The sequence below is a fragment of the Porphyromonas catoniae ATCC 51270 genome, assembly GCF_000565015.1.
In the GTDB taxonomy this organism is placed as follows: Bacteria; Bacteroidota; Bacteroidia; order Bacteroidales; family Porphyromonadaceae; genus Porphyromonas; species Porphyromonas catoniae.
Map to the genome: position 1 here is coordinate 12,360 of NZ_JDFF01000011.1, position 16,293 is coordinate 28,652.

14 protein-coding genes are annotated in these 16,293 nt (G+C 50.4%); all 14 read right to left on the minus strand.

Translation table 11 applies throughout. The annotated features are described in order from the left end of the window. Positions 1-5 precede the first annotated feature (5 nt). Positions 6-527: a KdsC family phosphatase gene (locus tag HMPREF0636_RS02695; RefSeq protein WP_044168337.1), complete on the minus strand. Its 522-nt coding sequence runs from the start codon at positions 525-527 to the stop codon at positions 6-8. 191 nt (positions 528-718) lie between these two features. Next, complete coding sequence (locus tag HMPREF0636_RS02700) at positions 719-1,099, minus strand: DUF1573 domain-containing protein (RefSeq protein ID WP_044168338.1); 381 nt, start codon at positions 1,097-1,099, stop codon at positions 719-721. A 470-nt stretch (positions 1,100-1,569) separates the two neighbouring features. Continuing rightward, on the minus strand, positions 1,570-3,843 hold the full coding sequence (locus HMPREF0636_RS02705) for a RelA/SpoT family protein (protein ID WP_044168339.1): 2,274 nt from the start codon (positions 3,841-3,843) through the stop codon (positions 1,570-1,572). 20 nt (positions 3,844-3,863) lie between these two features. Further along, positions 3,864-4,838 carry a calcium/sodium antiporter gene (locus tag HMPREF0636_RS02710; RefSeq protein WP_044168341.1) on the minus strand — a complete coding sequence of 325 codons (975 nt, stop codon included), beginning with the start codon at positions 4,836-4,838 and terminating at the stop codon, positions 3,864-3,866. A gap of 74 nt (positions 4,839-4,912) precedes the next feature. Beyond that, entirely contained in the window at positions 4,913-5,053 is a 141-nt protein-coding gene (locus HMPREF0636_RS08335; RefSeq protein ID WP_081748381.1) for a FeoB-associated Cys-rich membrane protein, read from the minus strand. A 12-nt stretch (positions 5,054-5,065) separates the two neighbouring features. After that, entirely contained in the window at positions 5,066-7,600 is a 2,535-nt protein-coding gene (gene feoB, locus HMPREF0636_RS02715) for a ferrous iron transport protein B (RefSeq protein WP_044168342.1), read from the minus strand. 395 nt (positions 7,601-7,995) lie between these two features. Next, positions 7,996-9,381, minus strand: coding sequence for an exodeoxyribonuclease VII large subunit (gene xseA, locus HMPREF0636_RS02720; protein WP_044168344.1), 1,386 nt, complete (start codon positions 9,379-9,381; stop codon positions 7,996-7,998). Next, positions 9,381-9,851, minus strand: coding sequence for an Lrp/AsnC family transcriptional regulator (locus HMPREF0636_RS02725; RefSeq protein ID WP_005467762.1), 471 nt, complete (start codon positions 9,849-9,851; stop codon positions 9,381-9,383). Before HMPREF0636_RS02725 ends, xseA begins: the two co-directional genes overlap by 1 nt. 119 nt (positions 9,852-9,970) lie before the next feature. Beyond that, complete coding sequence (gene obgE / locus HMPREF0636_RS02730) at positions 9,971-11,134, minus strand: GTPase ObgE (RefSeq protein ID WP_044168345.1); 1,164 nt, start codon at positions 11,132-11,134, stop codon at positions 9,971-9,973. Positions 11,135-11,294: 160 nt separating this feature from the next. Further along, positions 11,295-11,867 (minus strand): adenylate kinase, encoded by a 573-nt coding sequence (locus tag HMPREF0636_RS02735; protein ID WP_044168346.1) that lies wholly within the window; start codon positions 11,865-11,867, stop codon positions 11,295-11,297. Between the two features lie 4 nt (positions 11,868-11,871). Then, positions 11,872-12,414, minus strand: a complete 543-nt coding sequence (locus HMPREF0636_RS02740) for a phosphoribosyltransferase (protein ID WP_005467759.1) — start codon at positions 12,412-12,414, stop codon at positions 11,872-11,874. Between the two features lie 526 nt (positions 12,415-12,940). After that, positions 12,941-14,188 (minus strand): hemolysin family protein, encoded by a 1,248-nt coding sequence (locus HMPREF0636_RS02745; RefSeq protein ID WP_044168347.1) that lies wholly within the window; start codon positions 14,186-14,188, stop codon positions 12,941-12,943. 11 nt (positions 14,189-14,199) lie between these two features. Next, complete coding sequence (gene lptC / locus HMPREF0636_RS02750; RefSeq protein ID WP_044168349.1) at positions 14,200-14,907, minus strand: LPS export ABC transporter periplasmic protein LptC; 708 nt, start codon at positions 14,905-14,907, stop codon at positions 14,200-14,202. A gap of 15 nt (positions 14,908-14,922) precedes the next feature. Continuing rightward, positions 14,923-16,272 (minus strand): tetratricopeptide repeat protein, encoded by a 1,350-nt coding sequence (locus tag HMPREF0636_RS02755; protein WP_052328716.1) that lies wholly within the window; start codon positions 16,270-16,272, stop codon positions 14,923-14,925. Between the last annotated feature and the right edge of the window lie 21 nt (positions 16,273-16,293).

Genomic DNA, 16,293 nt, shown 5'->3' on the forward strand with positions numbered 1-16,293 from the left:
CGTTATTACCAGCCGAAGCCTGCCGAGAGTGACCAGCAATCATTGGCACGCAGGGTTTGCTCAATCACGTCACGTACCACCCCGTAGCCTCCGTTGCAGAGTGATATATACTTAGCTACAGACTTCACTTCCGGAGCTGCATCCGCTGGTGCACAGGGCAGAGCCACGAGCTTCATAATCGTAATATCGGGTATATCGTCCCCGATGTAGGCAATCTCCTCAGGTCGAAGCCCCGACTCACGACAGAGTACCTCGAGCTGAGCAGCCTTATCAGAGATACGCATATACACATGGGCAGCTCCGAGCTGACGAAAGCGCCGCTCCATCGCATCGCTAGCACCACCAGAGATAACGGCGATGGTGTAGCCCTGCTTCACAGCGTACTGCATCGCATAGCCGTCCTTCACATTTACGGTGCGCATAGGCATACCATCCAGCCCAATAGGGCTGACGTTTGCACTTATGACCCCATCCATATCTAGGACGAATGCCTTGATCTTTGTCAGGTCGAAAGGTATACTACTCATGACTTTTTTAAAAGATTTATTATACAAAGGTACAGTTAATTACCTAGACTGCAACATCCCTAAAAGTAGGTAATCGCCCTTTTGTAAAATGAAATAAAAAGACGGCCTCCACCTTTATGTGGAAGCCGTCTTGATTTCTATCGCAAGGGAATTCTATCGATTCCCATTGATGGCGAAGGTAAGTTAGAGGTTTACTCTACGGTGCCCTTAATACGGATCGTGAAGGCACCATCACGACCATTGCTGTATATAGCAATATTCTTGTAGAAGGGCCCGGGGCGACCCGCAGGGTTGTAGGTAACGGTGATTTTACCCTCCTTGCCTGGAGCAATAGGCTCACGGCTGTACTCAGGTGTCGTACATGCGCAAGGCGTAGCGACACGTGTGATCACTAGGGGCGCATCACCTGCATTGCGGATAATGAAGGTATGAGAGACCTTACCGTTGGCCTCCTTAATTGTACCAAAGTCAAACTCCGTAGCAGGAGAGCTGATCACAGCCCCCTTCGTCTGAGCCATCAGGACTCCAACAAAGAGGAGCACTGCGCTCAATATATATCCAATCTTTTTCATATTTCTTAATCTTAACTTTAAGTATTCTACAACTTCACTCGAAGCAAAGATACTCAATAATATTGAAGTGAAGGTACCAAGAGAGCTGGGTAAAATGTTTAGGATAAGCGTGAAAGATTCGTATAAGATGGGAAGATTAGCGAACCCAACCACTAGAGAAGTAGTCTGGTAACTCTAGAGTTTTAGGCGCAAAACTTTAGAGGTGCACTTCGGAAGCTCTAGAGGTTTCCATGAAAGGGTAACATAGCATCCTATCCCGAGCAAAAGGCTAGACAAAGGCAAAAAGCCTCCTACCACAAACAACGTACGATTACTACACACAAATGATATCTACTCACAAGTGTCATCTATTCTAGGTAAGGATGGCGAGCATAAGTCACTTGTAACGAACAAACATATAACAGTCCGGCATAGATACAAATATGAAATAGGATAGAGAGCTCGTTACGTGAGCAATCATCCCCTTCGCCTTACACTGGATTAAGCTCCGAGAGACGGTAGGCTTCGTGAATAGCCTTATTGCGACGAAGTATCTGACAAATAGCCTCTACCTGATGGCTACTGAGTACTTGGATGCTGATCTTACCCTCGAAGATACCTTCATGTGCCAGCATGTGAATCTCACTGATGCTGACCTTGAAGTCCTCAAGCAAGACTTGTGTGATGACATTTAGTAGGCCTTTTGAATCAATGCCACGCACGACGAGCGTGGTCTCAAAGCGTGGCGTGTAATGAAGCCCCCACGTAGTAGATATAAGGCGATCCCCTTGAGCTGTCTTGTAGCGAGTAGCCTCGGGACAAGACCTACGATGGACGATGATCTGCCCGTTATCGGCAAGGATCCCAAGCGCATCATCCCCAGGTATTGGATGACAGCAGGGGGCAATATGGTAGTTGAGTCGCCCATCCTGCTCCAGCAGTTCGTAGGGACGAGTACGATCGATGACAGCGGGCGATACTGAGCCTACAACAGCTTGCCCTTCTACACGCTCTTTAGATCCGAAGAGCGATGTAATGGCACGTGTCATTCGATTACCTCCTCGGTTGGCTCCCTTATTTTGGAGTGCCTGCTTAAAGTCCTCAGGGAAAGTAAATGTCCCCTCCCCAATATGCCGAAGGAACGTGTCAGGCTTATCGAAGTGATAGAGATAAGTAAGGCGATCAAGCAAAGAGGAAGAGAGCGTCTCACCATGCTTACGGAGCTCCTGCGTTAGAAGTTCTTCCCCTAGGGCAATAGCCTCTCGCTGGCGACGGCGTAGTGCAGCCTCGATCTTAACCTTGGCATAAGCTGTGGTGACGTAGTCAAGCCAAGCAGCTTCAGGCTGGGTCATCTTACTGGTGAGGATCTCGACCTGATCCCCATTGGAGAGGCGATGAGAGAGCGGAAGCACCTTGTGGTTTACCTTGGCTCCGATACAGGTATCCCCAAGGTTTGTATGCACAGCATAGGCGAAGTCTAGGACGCTAGCATTGATGGGGAGAGTGATGGGGCGCCCCTTAGGAGTGAAGGCTGTAATATCATGGGCATAGAGACTGAGATGGATGGTGTTAAGGAACTCCATACCCTTCGAGTCTGGATGATTGAGTACCTCGCGAATGGTATCAAGCCACGCCTCAAGCTCGTGGTCTTCCTCCACTGTGCTATTCTTATAGCGCCAGTGAGCTGCGAGCCCCTTTTCTGCTATTTCGTCCATCCTTCGGCTACGGATTTGCACCTCAATCCACTGGGCATCGGGGCCTAGCACCGTGAGGTGTAGAGCCTGATACCCATTACCCTTTGGGGTAGAGATCCAGTCACGCAGGCGGTCAGGTCGGTTACGGTAAGTCTCGGTAATTGCTGTATAGATATCCCAGCAGCGATTCTTCTCTGGGTAGCCATCATTGCTCTCAAAGATGATACGTACAGCAAAGAGGTCATAGACTTCCTCGAAGGGAATACCCTTGAGCTGCATCTTACGCCAGATGGAGAAGCATCCCTTCACTCGGGTCTTCATCTCGTAGCTAATCTCCATACTATCCAGACGTGCCTTCAGTGGAGCTGCAAAGCGCTGGAAAAGGTCTTCACGCCCAGCCTCCGTCTCTCTGACCTTACGTAGTATTTCCTCATAAGCCTCGGGATGCTCATAGCGGAAGCTGAGATCCTCTAGCTCCGTCTTGATGGAGAAAAGCCCAAGGCGATCAGCAAGAGGGGCATAGAAGAATGAGGTCTCACCAGCTATCTTCAACTGCTTCTCTGGCTTCATGGATGAGAGCGTACGCATGTTGTGCAGACGGTCAGCAATCTTGATGAGAATCACACGGGCGTCATCACCAATCGTCAGCAAGAGCTTACGAATATTCTGTGCTTGTAGGCTATCGATACTCTGAGGTACCTGTTCTGTGGAAATCTTGGTCAGCCCCTCTACAATCCGAGCAATCTTATCCCCGAAGCCTCGACGGATATCCTCCACCGTGTACTCCGTATCCTCGACCACATCATGCAGCAGTGCCGAGCAAATGGAGGTAGAACCAAGCCCTATCTCCTTGCAGACAATGCGTGCCACAGCGATTGGATGCAAGATATAAGGCTCACCACTACGACGACGTACGAGACCATGAGCATGGCACGCTAGGCGGAATGCTTGGTCAATGATCTCCGTCTTCTTACGGTGCGGTGAGGCGATGTAGTCACTAAGCAGTGCTTGGTACTCCTGCTGGATGAGTGCTTCCTCCTCGGGCGTGAAGCTAAGACTAGGCTGTGACATAGTAGCTAAGGTAAAGGTGATTAGATCTGGGAGATGAGATAGACGGTGTATAGGACAAAGCAAAGAACAAGCACGGCACCCTCCATGCGCTTAATCACACGCTGACCAAAAAGGACTGCAAATACATACAAGAGGAGAGCTGCAAAACTCATCATCGTAAAGTCAAGTGTTGAGACCCCTCCAATGTGGATAGGGGTAACGGTAGCCGTTGTACCGAGGATAAAGAATACATTGAAAATGTTTGATCCCACGATATTCCCGACGGCTATCTCTGGCTCCTTCTTTAGGGCTGCAGCTATCGAGGTAGCTAGCTCCGGTAGAGAAGTCCCAGCTGCAACGATGGTCAGACCAATGAAGCCCTCACTCATACCTAGGTTGCGAGCAATGCTGGAGGCTGAGCGAACGAATAGCTCCCCTCCAGCAATGAGGCTTGCAAGCCCACCGATGATGAAGATAATGAGTAGCCAGAGAGGGTAATGCTTCACAGGCTCAGAGGTCACATGGGGGTCACTTGGTTTATCCTTGGCAATAGCAAAGGTATAGGTTAAGAAGATGAGGAAGAAGCCTAGAAGGATAATCCCTTCACTCCTGCTCAGTACATTCTCTACCTCTCCTATCCCTGAGAAGACACGGTCTAGAGCCATGACCGATAGGACAAGGCATGCAAGGAGCATCAGAGGCATCTCCCGCCGTATCGTACTCCTTGTAATGGTAATGGGTGTAACCAACGCTGTGATACCACCAATGACCAGCACGTTGAAGATATTACTCCCAACGACATTCCCTATCGCTATATCCGAGTTTCCCCTAAGCGCGGACACGAGGCTAACAACAAGCTCGGGAGACGAGGTGCCGAAGGCTACTATGGTGAGCCCTACAACGAGCGGTGATACCCCAAAGCGACGAGCTAGGACTGAGGCTCCCTCGGTCAGATAGTTGGCGCCAGCGATGATGAGGACAATGCCTAGGATGAAAAGGAGAATATCAAGAAACATAAAGAATATGAATAGGAGAAGGGACTAACTATTAAAGGTGATACATAACAAGGCAAAGAGGCTATCCAACAGGCCTAATGTCCACAGCCTGGACAACCCGAGCAACCACTGCTCCTCTTATCGTCTCTCTTGGGGCGAAGCATCCTCACCAGAGAACGTCCAACAAAGAAGAGCACAATACCAACAATGACGAGTACGATGATTTCCTGAAGCATACAGTATCTTACTTATCCCAGTAGTAGGGAGGTTTGATAGACAATAAAACAAACGAGCCACGCTAAAGCACATGAGTACACTGCAGCGAAGGCACCCCATCGCCAGTGTCCCGCCTCACGCCCTATTGCTATGAGCGTAGCGATACATGGGAAGTAGAGCAGGACAAAGAGCATGAACGTATAGGCGACAATCGGCGTGAAGGAAGGTGCCCCATCCGCTCTCCGCTCGGTGCGCATACGTTCGGAGAGCTGGGCCACAGCCTCCTCACCATCATCCCCTGAGCCCGTATAGATGACACCCATTGTACTGACCACGACCTCCTTGGCCATAAGCCCTGAGACAATACTTACACCCATTTTCCAGTCAAAGCCTAGAGGACGGATGATTGGCTCACTGATATGCCCTATGCGCCCAATGATAGACTGCTCCTGATGGTAGATAGCGAAGGCATGCTCCAGAGAATCTACCTGGGCTTGCTTCTCCACCTCTGGGAGGAGGGAGGCTTGCACTGCCTCTACCTTCTGATCCTTCACCGCACGGGCATCGTTCTGCCTAGGGTAGTAGCTCATAAACCAAACAAGGATAGAGGCCGCAAGGATCACAGTACCCATCTTCTGTAGGTATTGCTTGGCTCGTGTCCAGACATGGATGAGGATGGATCGAGCCGTAGGCGTACGATAGGGAGGGAGCTCCATCACGAAGGGGATATCCTCCCCCTTGAAGGTTGTGCTTTTCAGCAGGCGTGCCGAGCATACGGCTACCAGCACACCAATTAGGTAGAGAGAGAAGAGTACAAGCGTTGCCTGCCAAGGGATGGGGAAGAATGCTCCCGATAGCAGTATATAAACCGGTAGGCGTGCCGAGCAGCTCATGAATGGTAATACGAGCATCGTGACAAGCCGACTCTTCCTACTCTCAATCATGCGTGTACTCATCACCGCTGGCACATTACAGCCAAAGCCCATGATGAGCGGGATAAACGACTTGCCGTGCAAGCCCATCTTGTGCATGAGCTTGTCCATGATGAAGGCTGCTCGAGCCATGTATCCACTGTCCTCTAGCAGGGAGATAAACAGGTAGAGGATGATAATCTGAGGCAAGAAGACGATGACACCCCCTACCCCTGCGATAACCCCATCAACGATGAGGTCTCTTAGTGGCCCATCTGCCATGATGCCACCTACCCATTCCCCGAGCTTCGCCACTCCTAGATCGATGAGATCCATTGGATATTGCCCTAGGGCGAAGGTGCAGAAGAACATGAAAGCCATCAGGGCTAGGAATATTGGGAAGCCCCATAGACGATGCGTCACGATGTCGTCAATGCGATCGGTCAGCGTTCGTTTACCACTATGCTTAGGGCGATAGGTCTCCTTCAGTGCGCCAGAGATAAAGCCATAGCGAGCATCCGTAATCAGGGCTTCGGCCTCCTCACTTCGCTCCTCCTTCAGACGGCGTAGGGCGAAGTCACGAGCAGATAGCAGGAAGCCCCCACGTGCATATCGGTGTAGGAGTTGGCTCTCGATGTCCTCGTCTCTCTCTAAGAGCTTAATCGCAGTCGAGCGCGCCAGAATCGGGTCGTGTAGTGTGGTATGCTCCTTGACCTTCTCTGTCAGTTCCTCAATCATAGGCTCCAGCGTAGAGCCATAGGGTATGCGCAGAGGGCGAAGTTTACCACGCTCGGGGTCAAAGAGCTGAGGATCGGCAGATTTAATACCTGGTGCTAGCGAGATGACCTCATCGAAGAGCGCCTCCAGTCCTAGCCCCGTACGGCATACGGTAGGGATCATCGGTACGCCCAGCAAGCGGGATAGGCGAGGATAGTCAAAGTACTCCTTGCGTGCGATGAACTCATCGAACATATTGAGGGCTACGACGACTGGCAGCCCAAGCTCCTTGAGCTGAAGCGTTAGGTAAAGGTTACGCTCAAGGTTACACGTATCGATGACATTGAGGACGAGGTCTGGTCGCTCATCACCCGTTATATAGCTACGTATATAGAGCTCCTCTGGACTGTAAGGCGATAGAGAGTATGTACCAGGGAGGTCGATGATCTCTAGTCGATAGCCTCCGTAGTATATATGCCCCGTCTTCGCCTCTACAGTGACGCCACTGTAGTTCCCCACATGCTCATGTGCGCCACTTGCTTGGTTGAATAGCGAGGTCTTCCCACAGTTGGGATTCCCCAAGAGCGCAATACGTAGCGTAGGGAGTGTCCCTGCTTGGGCTCTGCCCTGCATCCGATGTAGGCTGTGTAGCTGTGGCTCGGGAAGTAGCTCCTCATCCCCACCCTGCATCTCGGGGTGAGGCTCCATAAGGGGCTCAAGCGGACGCACCTCAATGAGCTCAGCATCCTTACGACGGAGTGAGACGTTGTAGTCAAGTATCTTGTAGTAGATAGGATCCTTGAGGGGGGCATTGTGTACGGACATGATCTCCTTACCCTGCACGAAGCCCATCTCGAGGATACGCTTACGGAAGGCTCCCGAGCCTCCCACTCGCACGATGACCGCCTTATCTCCTGTCTTTAGTTGCGCTAAGTTCATACCCAGCAAAGTTACTCAAACTAGCTGACCTAGCTGACTAATGCATCTAGGCTATTTATGAAGGCTATGATGCCCAAGGAAATAAAAGGAACTATATTCTTGCTCCTATCGATGACTCTGCTAAGAGGACGCCTCTCTAAACCTATTGTGAGGCATGCACTACAAGCCTCATCTCAACCCCACCCGTGGGTATCGCTCAAACCCATGCATGGGTTTGCAGGAGAATGCATACATGGGTTTACGATGAAACCCATGCAAGGGTCTCTTTCATCACCTTACATGGGAAGCGAATAAGTTGTACACTAGAGAAACCACGAGGATTAGACCAGTTACAACGAGTAGGGAATTAAGGATGGGGAAGTGAGCCTCTTCCTTAGGCAAAGGAAAGGCTCTAGCTACTTACGCTCGGTAGCAGTAGCCATCACAGTACCGTCATGGAAGCGTAGCTCCAGCGGTGACTCTGGCGTGATAGCAGAGGCAGAAGTAAGGATTTTCCCTTGAGAGGAAATAATACTGAATCCACGCCGAAGGATGGTATCTGGATGAGCGAGGCGTATGGACTGCTCGTAGTGTGCGAGGCGGGTCTCTTCCCGTTCTCTTACATGGTTTAGGGCAGCTGAGAGTGGAGCTATGCTCTGCTCTAGGCTGTACTTCTCCTCACGAAGGCGGTAGCGGAGTGCCGAGGGGATGCGCTGAGTATCTCGAGCCAAAACGTGTCGAGCCTCGTGGAGGAAGCCCTTGGCAGATACGAGGAGCTTAGAGTAGAGGTTTGTATTTCGTCTCTGCTCTTGCTCGAAGAGCCTCTGCGGAGCAATCCTCAGACGAGCCATGAGGGTATGTAGCATCTGCCCTCGCCCTAGGGATAGCGTTTGCAAGAGCTGTGGAAGGGACTTGCTCAGCTCCTGAAGTTCTGCTAAGAGCGATGCCTGACTTTCAATGAGAAAGGCAGCAACGGCTGTTGGGGTCTTGAGCGAACGATTGGCGATGAGATCCAGTACAGACTCATCTCGCTCATGCCCTATGCCAGAGATAATAGGTAGTGGGAACTGTGCGCAGACTTCGCATAGGCGGTAGTCATCGAATGCTCTTAGTTCGCTCACCGCACCACCACCTCGGATAATGACCACCGCATCAAAGTGCTCCTCCTGCTCCAGTACACGCCCTAGGGCAGAGATCACCGAGTCCGTTGTATGCTCCCCCTGCATCTGTGCTTGGAAGAGAGCCGTGTAAAAGACCACCCCAAAGGCATTATCGTAAAGCTGGCGAATGAAGTCTCCATATCCCGCTGCACTAGGTGAGGAGATAATAGCTAGACGCTGTAATGGAGTTGGCAGGGAGAGCTCTTTGTTTAGGTCATACAGCCCTTCCTTGCGTAGGCGAGCAATGGTCTCTAAACGTAGACGGGCAATCTCCCCAAGTGAGTAGCGAGGGTCTATATCAATGATATTCAGACTAAGGCCATACTGCTCGTGGTAAACAACCCCAACGAGGGCAAGGATGCTCATCCCAGAGCTTAACTGACCTACACCACTCCTCTGGAAGCTACGCTCTATCTCATTGTAGGTCGATGCCCAGATGGTCGCCCGCACACGAGCTACCACCTCTCCACGCTGCCCCTTCTCTAGTAGCTCTAGATATCCATGTGCCTGCACACCACCCCTCCTTAGGTCACTTACCTCCGCACGCACCCAATAGTGCGCAGGGAATGAATGCTCTAAGCACCGGCGGACTGAGCCAAGTAGCTCAGTTAGGGAAAAGGAACGGGGGGAGGTAGTGTCCACTACTGGGGCACTTCGGTGGGTATATGGATGCTTCGGTCGAAGCTGACATCAAGTGAGATAAGCGTCTCAGTAGCGACCACCCCAGGGATCTCCTGGATCGTGCCATTGAGGATACGCATGAGGTCATTATTATCCACTGCATAGAGCTTAATGAGCAGGGTATAGGGCCCTGTCGTATAGTGGCACTCCGTGATCTCTGGTATCTCCTCTAGCCGTGCAGCTACCTCCTTATAGAGTGAGCCTCGCTCAAGGCGCACCCCTACGAAGGTACACGTATTGTAGCCTAACTTCTTAGGATTAACATGGTATTTAAGGGAGGTAATCACACCACTCTCGATCATACGCTGCAAGCGTTGGTTGACCGAGGAACGAGAGCTATTCTCGCCTTCAGCTACATCCCTCAGGGGGACACGAGCATTGTTGGTAAGACGTCTAAGGATCTTTAGATCCAGATCGTTTAGCTTTTTCATCTAGAGAAAAGTGATACTTACGTACTTAATTGGTGCAAAAGTAGTAAAGTTTTGTTGATACAAGCTGTGTGATCAGACTACACGCATGAAGATAAGAGCGCATGAACCTAAATACAAGACTACTCTTCCTCTAGATCAACCCAGTCGTACTCTAGATCTGCCTCATCCTCCACCTCTTCTTCGTCCTCGAAGTCTGGTAGAGGCTCATCGTCATCCTCCCAGACCAAGCTCTGCACGTCGATGGCTTGCTGGATGATGGTCTCTGCTCGGTGCTTGGTCTCACGGTTCAGCTCCTGCCATAGGAGGTCTTTCAGTTCTACTAGTCCGAGGTGTGCAGCTGATGAGATGAAGATAATGGGTAGCTTCTCTGGGAGTGATTGGCTTAACTCTTCCCGAAGCCACCCCTGTATCTCCTCATCAATGAGGTCACATTTGGTAATGGCCAGCACCTTACGTTTCTCTATCAGCTCGGCATTATACTTGACCAGCTCACCGAGTAGGAGCTTATACTCGTTAGCGATACACTCTGTGTCTGCTGGGATCATGAAGAGCAACAGAGCATTACGCTCAATATGTCGAAGGAAACGCAACCCAAGTCCCTTACCCTCCGATGCACCCTCTATAATACCAGGGATATCAGCCATGACGAAGGAGCGATCATCTCGGTAGCACACCATCCCGAGGTTAGGCTCCAAAGTAGTGAAGGGATAGTTAGCGATCTTAGGCTTGGCAGCTGTCAGGACAGAGAGTAGCGTGGACTTCCCTGCATTGGGCAGTCCCACAAGACCTACATCGGCAAGCATCTTCAGTTGGAGGATTACCGTACGCTCACGTGCAGGCTCACCAGGCTGTGCATAGCGAGGAGCTTGGTTGGTAGAGGTCTTGAAGAAGGTATTCCCCTTTCCTCCTCGTCCTCCCTTGAGGAGTAGCTCGGTCTGCCCATTCCGGCTGAGATCCATGATGAACTCTCCTGTCTCAGCATCATAGATCACCGTCCCAACTGGCACCTCGATTGTCTGGTCAACACCATCTGCACCCGTGGAGCGCTTCCCGCTACCACTGGCACCATTGGTGGCAATGATGTGTCGCTGGTAGCGTAAGTGCAGGAGCGTCCAATAGTTCTCATTAGCGCGAACGTAGATATCTCCACCTCGTCCGCCATCCCCACCATCAGGCCCTCCCTTAGGGATGTACTTCTCTCTGCGAAAGTGTGTAGAGCCTCGTCCACCTTTGCCTGAGCGACAGTAGATCTTGACGTAGTCTACAAAGTTTGATTCTGCCATAGGGACTTTAATCCTTGGGATGAAAGGGTAAGAAATAAATCGAATGAAATAAGGAAAGGCACGTAGCTGAAGCATCCCGACCAAGAAGGGGGTGACACTTCAGCCACTATGCCTTATCCTCCAACCGTAATGGGTCTATACGCTCGCTTGAACCCTCTCTTTAGCCTAGGGCATCAATGACACGAGCGATACGAGCTGTGATGTCGGTGATTGCTCCGCTACCAGCTATGGGGTGGTGCACACCCTTCTTTGCATAGTGCTCTGCGATGGGTGCAGTCTGAGCGTGGTAGACACCGAGACGCTTCTGGATCGTCTCTAGATTATCATCGCTACGACCGCTATCCTGACCTCGCTTGAGAAGACGCTCTACGAGCTCATCCTCCGCAACCTGAAGGTCTAGTACGGCATGCACCTGAGTATCCAGCCTAGCAAATAGGGCATCCAGAGCTTCGGCTTGTGCTACCGTACGAGGGAAGCCATCGAGGATAATCCCCTTCTTAGGCTTACGCTCTCTGAGCACCTTCTCTATCATGTCGATAATGAGGCTATCAGGTACAAGCTGTCCGGCATCCATATAGCTCTTGGCAGCCTTCCCTAGCTCACTCTCCTGACGGATCTCTGCACGTAGGATATCTCCCGTAGATATGTGGTCAAAGCCATACTTCTCGATAAGCACTTCGCTCTGGGTACCCTTACCCGAACCAGGAGCACCGAAGATCACTAAATTCAACATTGTCTTATGCTTCGTCTTTAAGTTGATAAATATCTTTGAACATACGCCCATAGTTGTCGTAATCCAGCCCATGACCAAGGATGAACTTATTCTCTATCTCCTCGGCAACGTACTCGGCCTTCACGTCACATTTAAGCGCCTCAGGCTTGGAGAGCATTGTAGCGATATGCACTTCTTTAGCACCCAGTTCGTAGAACCGCTTCTGTAGGCAGTGCATCGTGAAGCCTGTATCAATCAGGTCCTCAACAATGACGACTACACGTCCCTCCAGTGGCACAGTCACAGGCATGATTTCACGTAGCTGCCCCGTACTCTCTGTACCAGCATAGCTACTATACCGAGCGAAGGCCACCTCAAAGTCCTCATCAATGGCGTACATGAGCTCGGAGGCAAACATAAAGGCTCCATTCATGATACATACGAAGAGCGGGTCTCTGCCCTTAAAATCGTTCTTGAGGCGAAGGCCTAAGTCTCGTATAGATTGGCTTATGCGCTCTGCCTCTATGTAGAGCTGGAATGTGCGACCATGTACTACTACTTCTCTCATATAGCCTGATGTCTGGGTAGATATTTGTAATCTATGGGGTAATACCTTAAAAGAGGTCACAAAGATAACATTTCCTCCCCGAACTCTTCCCGAGCAAGCACCACTTTATACTCCTCACCACCTCCACCATACAGATAGCCGTACTCCGACTAGACAAGAGAGGCTACGCACCAAGCAAGCTCTTCCCCTCCACCTCATACACACTGATAAAGAGCGAGATAGCAAGAATCAAAAAGCTGTCACAATGAGTTATGGTAACTCGTTAAAACAAGTTATGGTAACTCGTTGTAGAGACTTATGGTAACTCATCGTAACGACTTACCATAACTCGTCACAGCGACTTATGGTAACTCTTTCGCACTCTCCTTAAATCCGTTTATATAGGCACTTTATGAAGGCTCAAAAGTGGGATTTCTTCCACATAAATTCCCCTTACCTATATTCCCCACGGAGGGTAATAGGTAAGGGGATGACTAAACATGCTATTGCGACCCGAAAGCCCCACTATCTGTAAGGGCAAGACATACTAGAGCAGGTGCATCTTCACAAGGACAATCTTGGTGGAGGTACACCGCAACATCTCGAAACGAAGTGACCCTATCTCCAGCACTTCTCCCTGCGAAGGTATACTCGAATGATGGTGCAAGATGAACCCCGCTATCGTCATGAAGTCTTCGTCCTCGGGAAGGGAAAGTCCAAACTGCTCGTTAATATCATCGATCTCCATACGTCCGCTGAAGATGAACGTACGGTCATCAACCTTCTTGGCTATGCGTTTCTTGCGATCATGCTCGTCCTCTATATCACCGAAGATCTCTTCGACCACATCCTCGAGCGTGACCATTCCAGCTGTACCTCCCAGCTCATCAATCACAACAGCGATGCTCTTCTTACGTTGCATAAGGAGCTTCATCAGCGCACTTGCCTGCATGCTCTCAGGGACAAAGATCCCAGGGACAATATGCCGATGCCAATCTCCACTTCGGAACATTTCACTAGAATGAATGTACCCAATGGCTTCATCAATGTTCTCCTTATAGATGATGATTTTTGACAGCCCTGTACGGATAAAGAGCTCCTCAAGATGCGCCTCTGTGACATTATATTCTGCCCCGACGATCTCGTTACGAGGAATCATACAGTCACGTACCTGAAGCCCAGAGAAGGATATAGCGTTTTGAATAATCTTCACCTCGGTTTCAATGCCCGATGCTTGACCATCATCAGAGCTATGTGTGAGGTAGTACTCTAGATCAAGGGCTGAGAGCGCAGGACGGATAGAGACCGAGCTAGCCTTTTGACCTGCAATGAGCAGTATGCCACGTGTGATAAGTCCAATGATAAGGACAAAGGGATAGAGTACCACATAAACCACAAAGGCTAGCCCCGAGAAGAAGCGCATCGTGCGGTTAGGATTCGCACGGAACGTCACCTTAGGCATAAACTCTCCTACAAAGAGGATGAGCAAGGTGCTTAGGATAGATTGTAGAAGCAGGATCAGGCCATCGTTCTTCCCGACAAGAGAAATAAGCCAAGGCTCCATAAGCTCCGCCATCAGCAGACCATAGATGACAAGGGCAACGTTATTGCCGAGAAGCATCGTGGTAATAAACCGATCAGGACGACCGTAAAGCAAGCCCAAGATCTTAGCTGAAAAGCCTCCCTTATTTCGGTCTAGCTCAAGACGCAACTTATCGGTGGAGAGGAACGCAATTTCCATCCCCGAGAAGAAGGCTGAAGCAATAAGTGCAAGCAGAATATATAGGTAAAGCATCGGATAAGTGGCTAACGAATACCCCTCTGGAGTGTATCCGGGGTAGCGGGTTGAGGTGAAGGACTCTTCGCAGCGTCCTCTTCGTACTCAATCACACCTCGGTTATCATAAATTTCGTACCAACTGAGGTCATCTGTTGCCTCGAAGTGTGAGCCACGAAGCTCTCGGCCTTGTGTAAAGAAGTACGTGGTATCCTTAGAGTAAAGGCGGCGACTGTCACGTAGCCAGAAGAGACGATGAGTATTCAGTCTCTGACCATTAGGTCCCTGCACACGTACATTGCCAATCAGCTCCCATTCCTCATTCTGAGTACGACGAATGGCAGAGTCTGCTTTAATGAAGACTTTACTCCCGCTGATGGTGTCGTAGGGACGAAGGAGCAGTCCATGAGGGAAGACCCATTCATTGCGCTCTGGACGCTCATAGATGAGTAGCTCTGCAGCTGTCATGCGGTAGCGTATCAGGCCAGAGTCTGAGATGAGCGTGTTGAGCTGAACCATTCGTGCCGAGTAGAGAGAATCGATGTTTACAGCGAGATTCTTAGTCTCTACTCGCTCCTTCGAGCACGCAACAAGGAAGAGAAGCCCCGCAAGGACAATGAGGACTCTAGACAGGACAACGCAGGGCAACGAGAAAAGACCTCCTACCAAAGACGTAGTGTCCTTGGTAGGAAGTCCTTTATATCCCCCGGCCGCAGAGTGCGGCGGAAGTTCAAGCATAGGCTAGGCTATGGATTAAGGGATGACGACCGATTCGCCGCCGATGTTTAGCGTACTGCCCTTCTTTATCTCTGGGTGCATGAAGATATCCTGAGCTGAGGGGAGGAGGCGAGAGTACGAAGAGATAAGACGATTAGCCTCACCTGCAACCTTAGGATCAACGCTGGCAGCACGGCGCAGCTTGTTGATGACGAGGTAGTAGACGCAACGCTGCTTCACCTTATCATCAGGGAAGTAGCTAGAGGCTGAGTTAGCAGTCATCTGAGCTAGTACAATTAGCGCACGACCCGAGTTGGGGTTCTCAGCAAGCACCTTACTAGCATAAGCACGGGCTTGGCTGTAGTTATTTTGCTTCATCGCTAGCTGGATAAGCACTTCGTAGCACTTAACGCGGTCAGTAGAACTCTTGGAGAGAGAGATTGCCTTGTTGAGGTAATCACTCGCTTCGGAGTACTTATTATGCTCAATGAGGTTCCCAGCGAGAAGCATAGCTGCAGTAGCAGTAGGCTCGATATCGAAGAGGTACTGGCTAGCACGGAAAGCAGCAGTAGAGCTACACCCTGCATTCTGGAAGAGAGAAGCCGTGGAGGTAAGGAAGGCCTTATCCGTCTTATGTGCTTCAATCTTGTCCACTGTATAGACCCTATTCAGCATCTCACAGCCAGCTAGACCACTCTGGGCGAACTCGGCATCCATTGGGTTCTTAAACGTCTCAATCTGCTTGCGGGCCTCAGCATCGTTAGCTACAGCTTCGAGAGCGGCATCTGCATAGCCTGCAGCCTCGAGGTAGTCATTGATGTAATTCTCCACCTTCGTCGTATCCCTCATTGCCACAGCACGAGAGGAGAAGGCAAAGTAGTAAAGAGCCTCTGGTGCAGTCTGCTCCTTGTAGCGAGCCACAACAGGCTTGAGCCAAGCGTAGACCTGAGCATAGTCTGCATCGTTACCTACAGTGACTAGATACTCCTTTGTCTTACCTAGCATAATCTTATCTGCTCCCATCTTAGCGTCGTCACCAAAATAGGTAGCACGATCATCATAGAGCTTCAGTAGATCGGCAAGAGCTTTCTTCTTCGCTGCGGGATCCTTGGCCTGACCAAGTTTCCACTGAAGGATCTTCACCCCAATGATGTATATATTCTTCGAGGAAGCAGGGCATTCATCGTAAGCCCTCTTCCAGTGTTCAAACGCATCTTGATAGTTACCCGTCTTACCAAGACTGGTGAATAAGCTGATGCTTTGGCGGCAACGGATACTGTCCTGACCTGAGCCAAAAGGAGTTCCTGAAGCCTTACCCGTCTGAGCATAGGCAGCCGTGGAAAGGAAGCCAAGGGCTGCCACCAGGATCATTCTGTTCAGTTTCATTATCTCTGTATTTAGTATTTA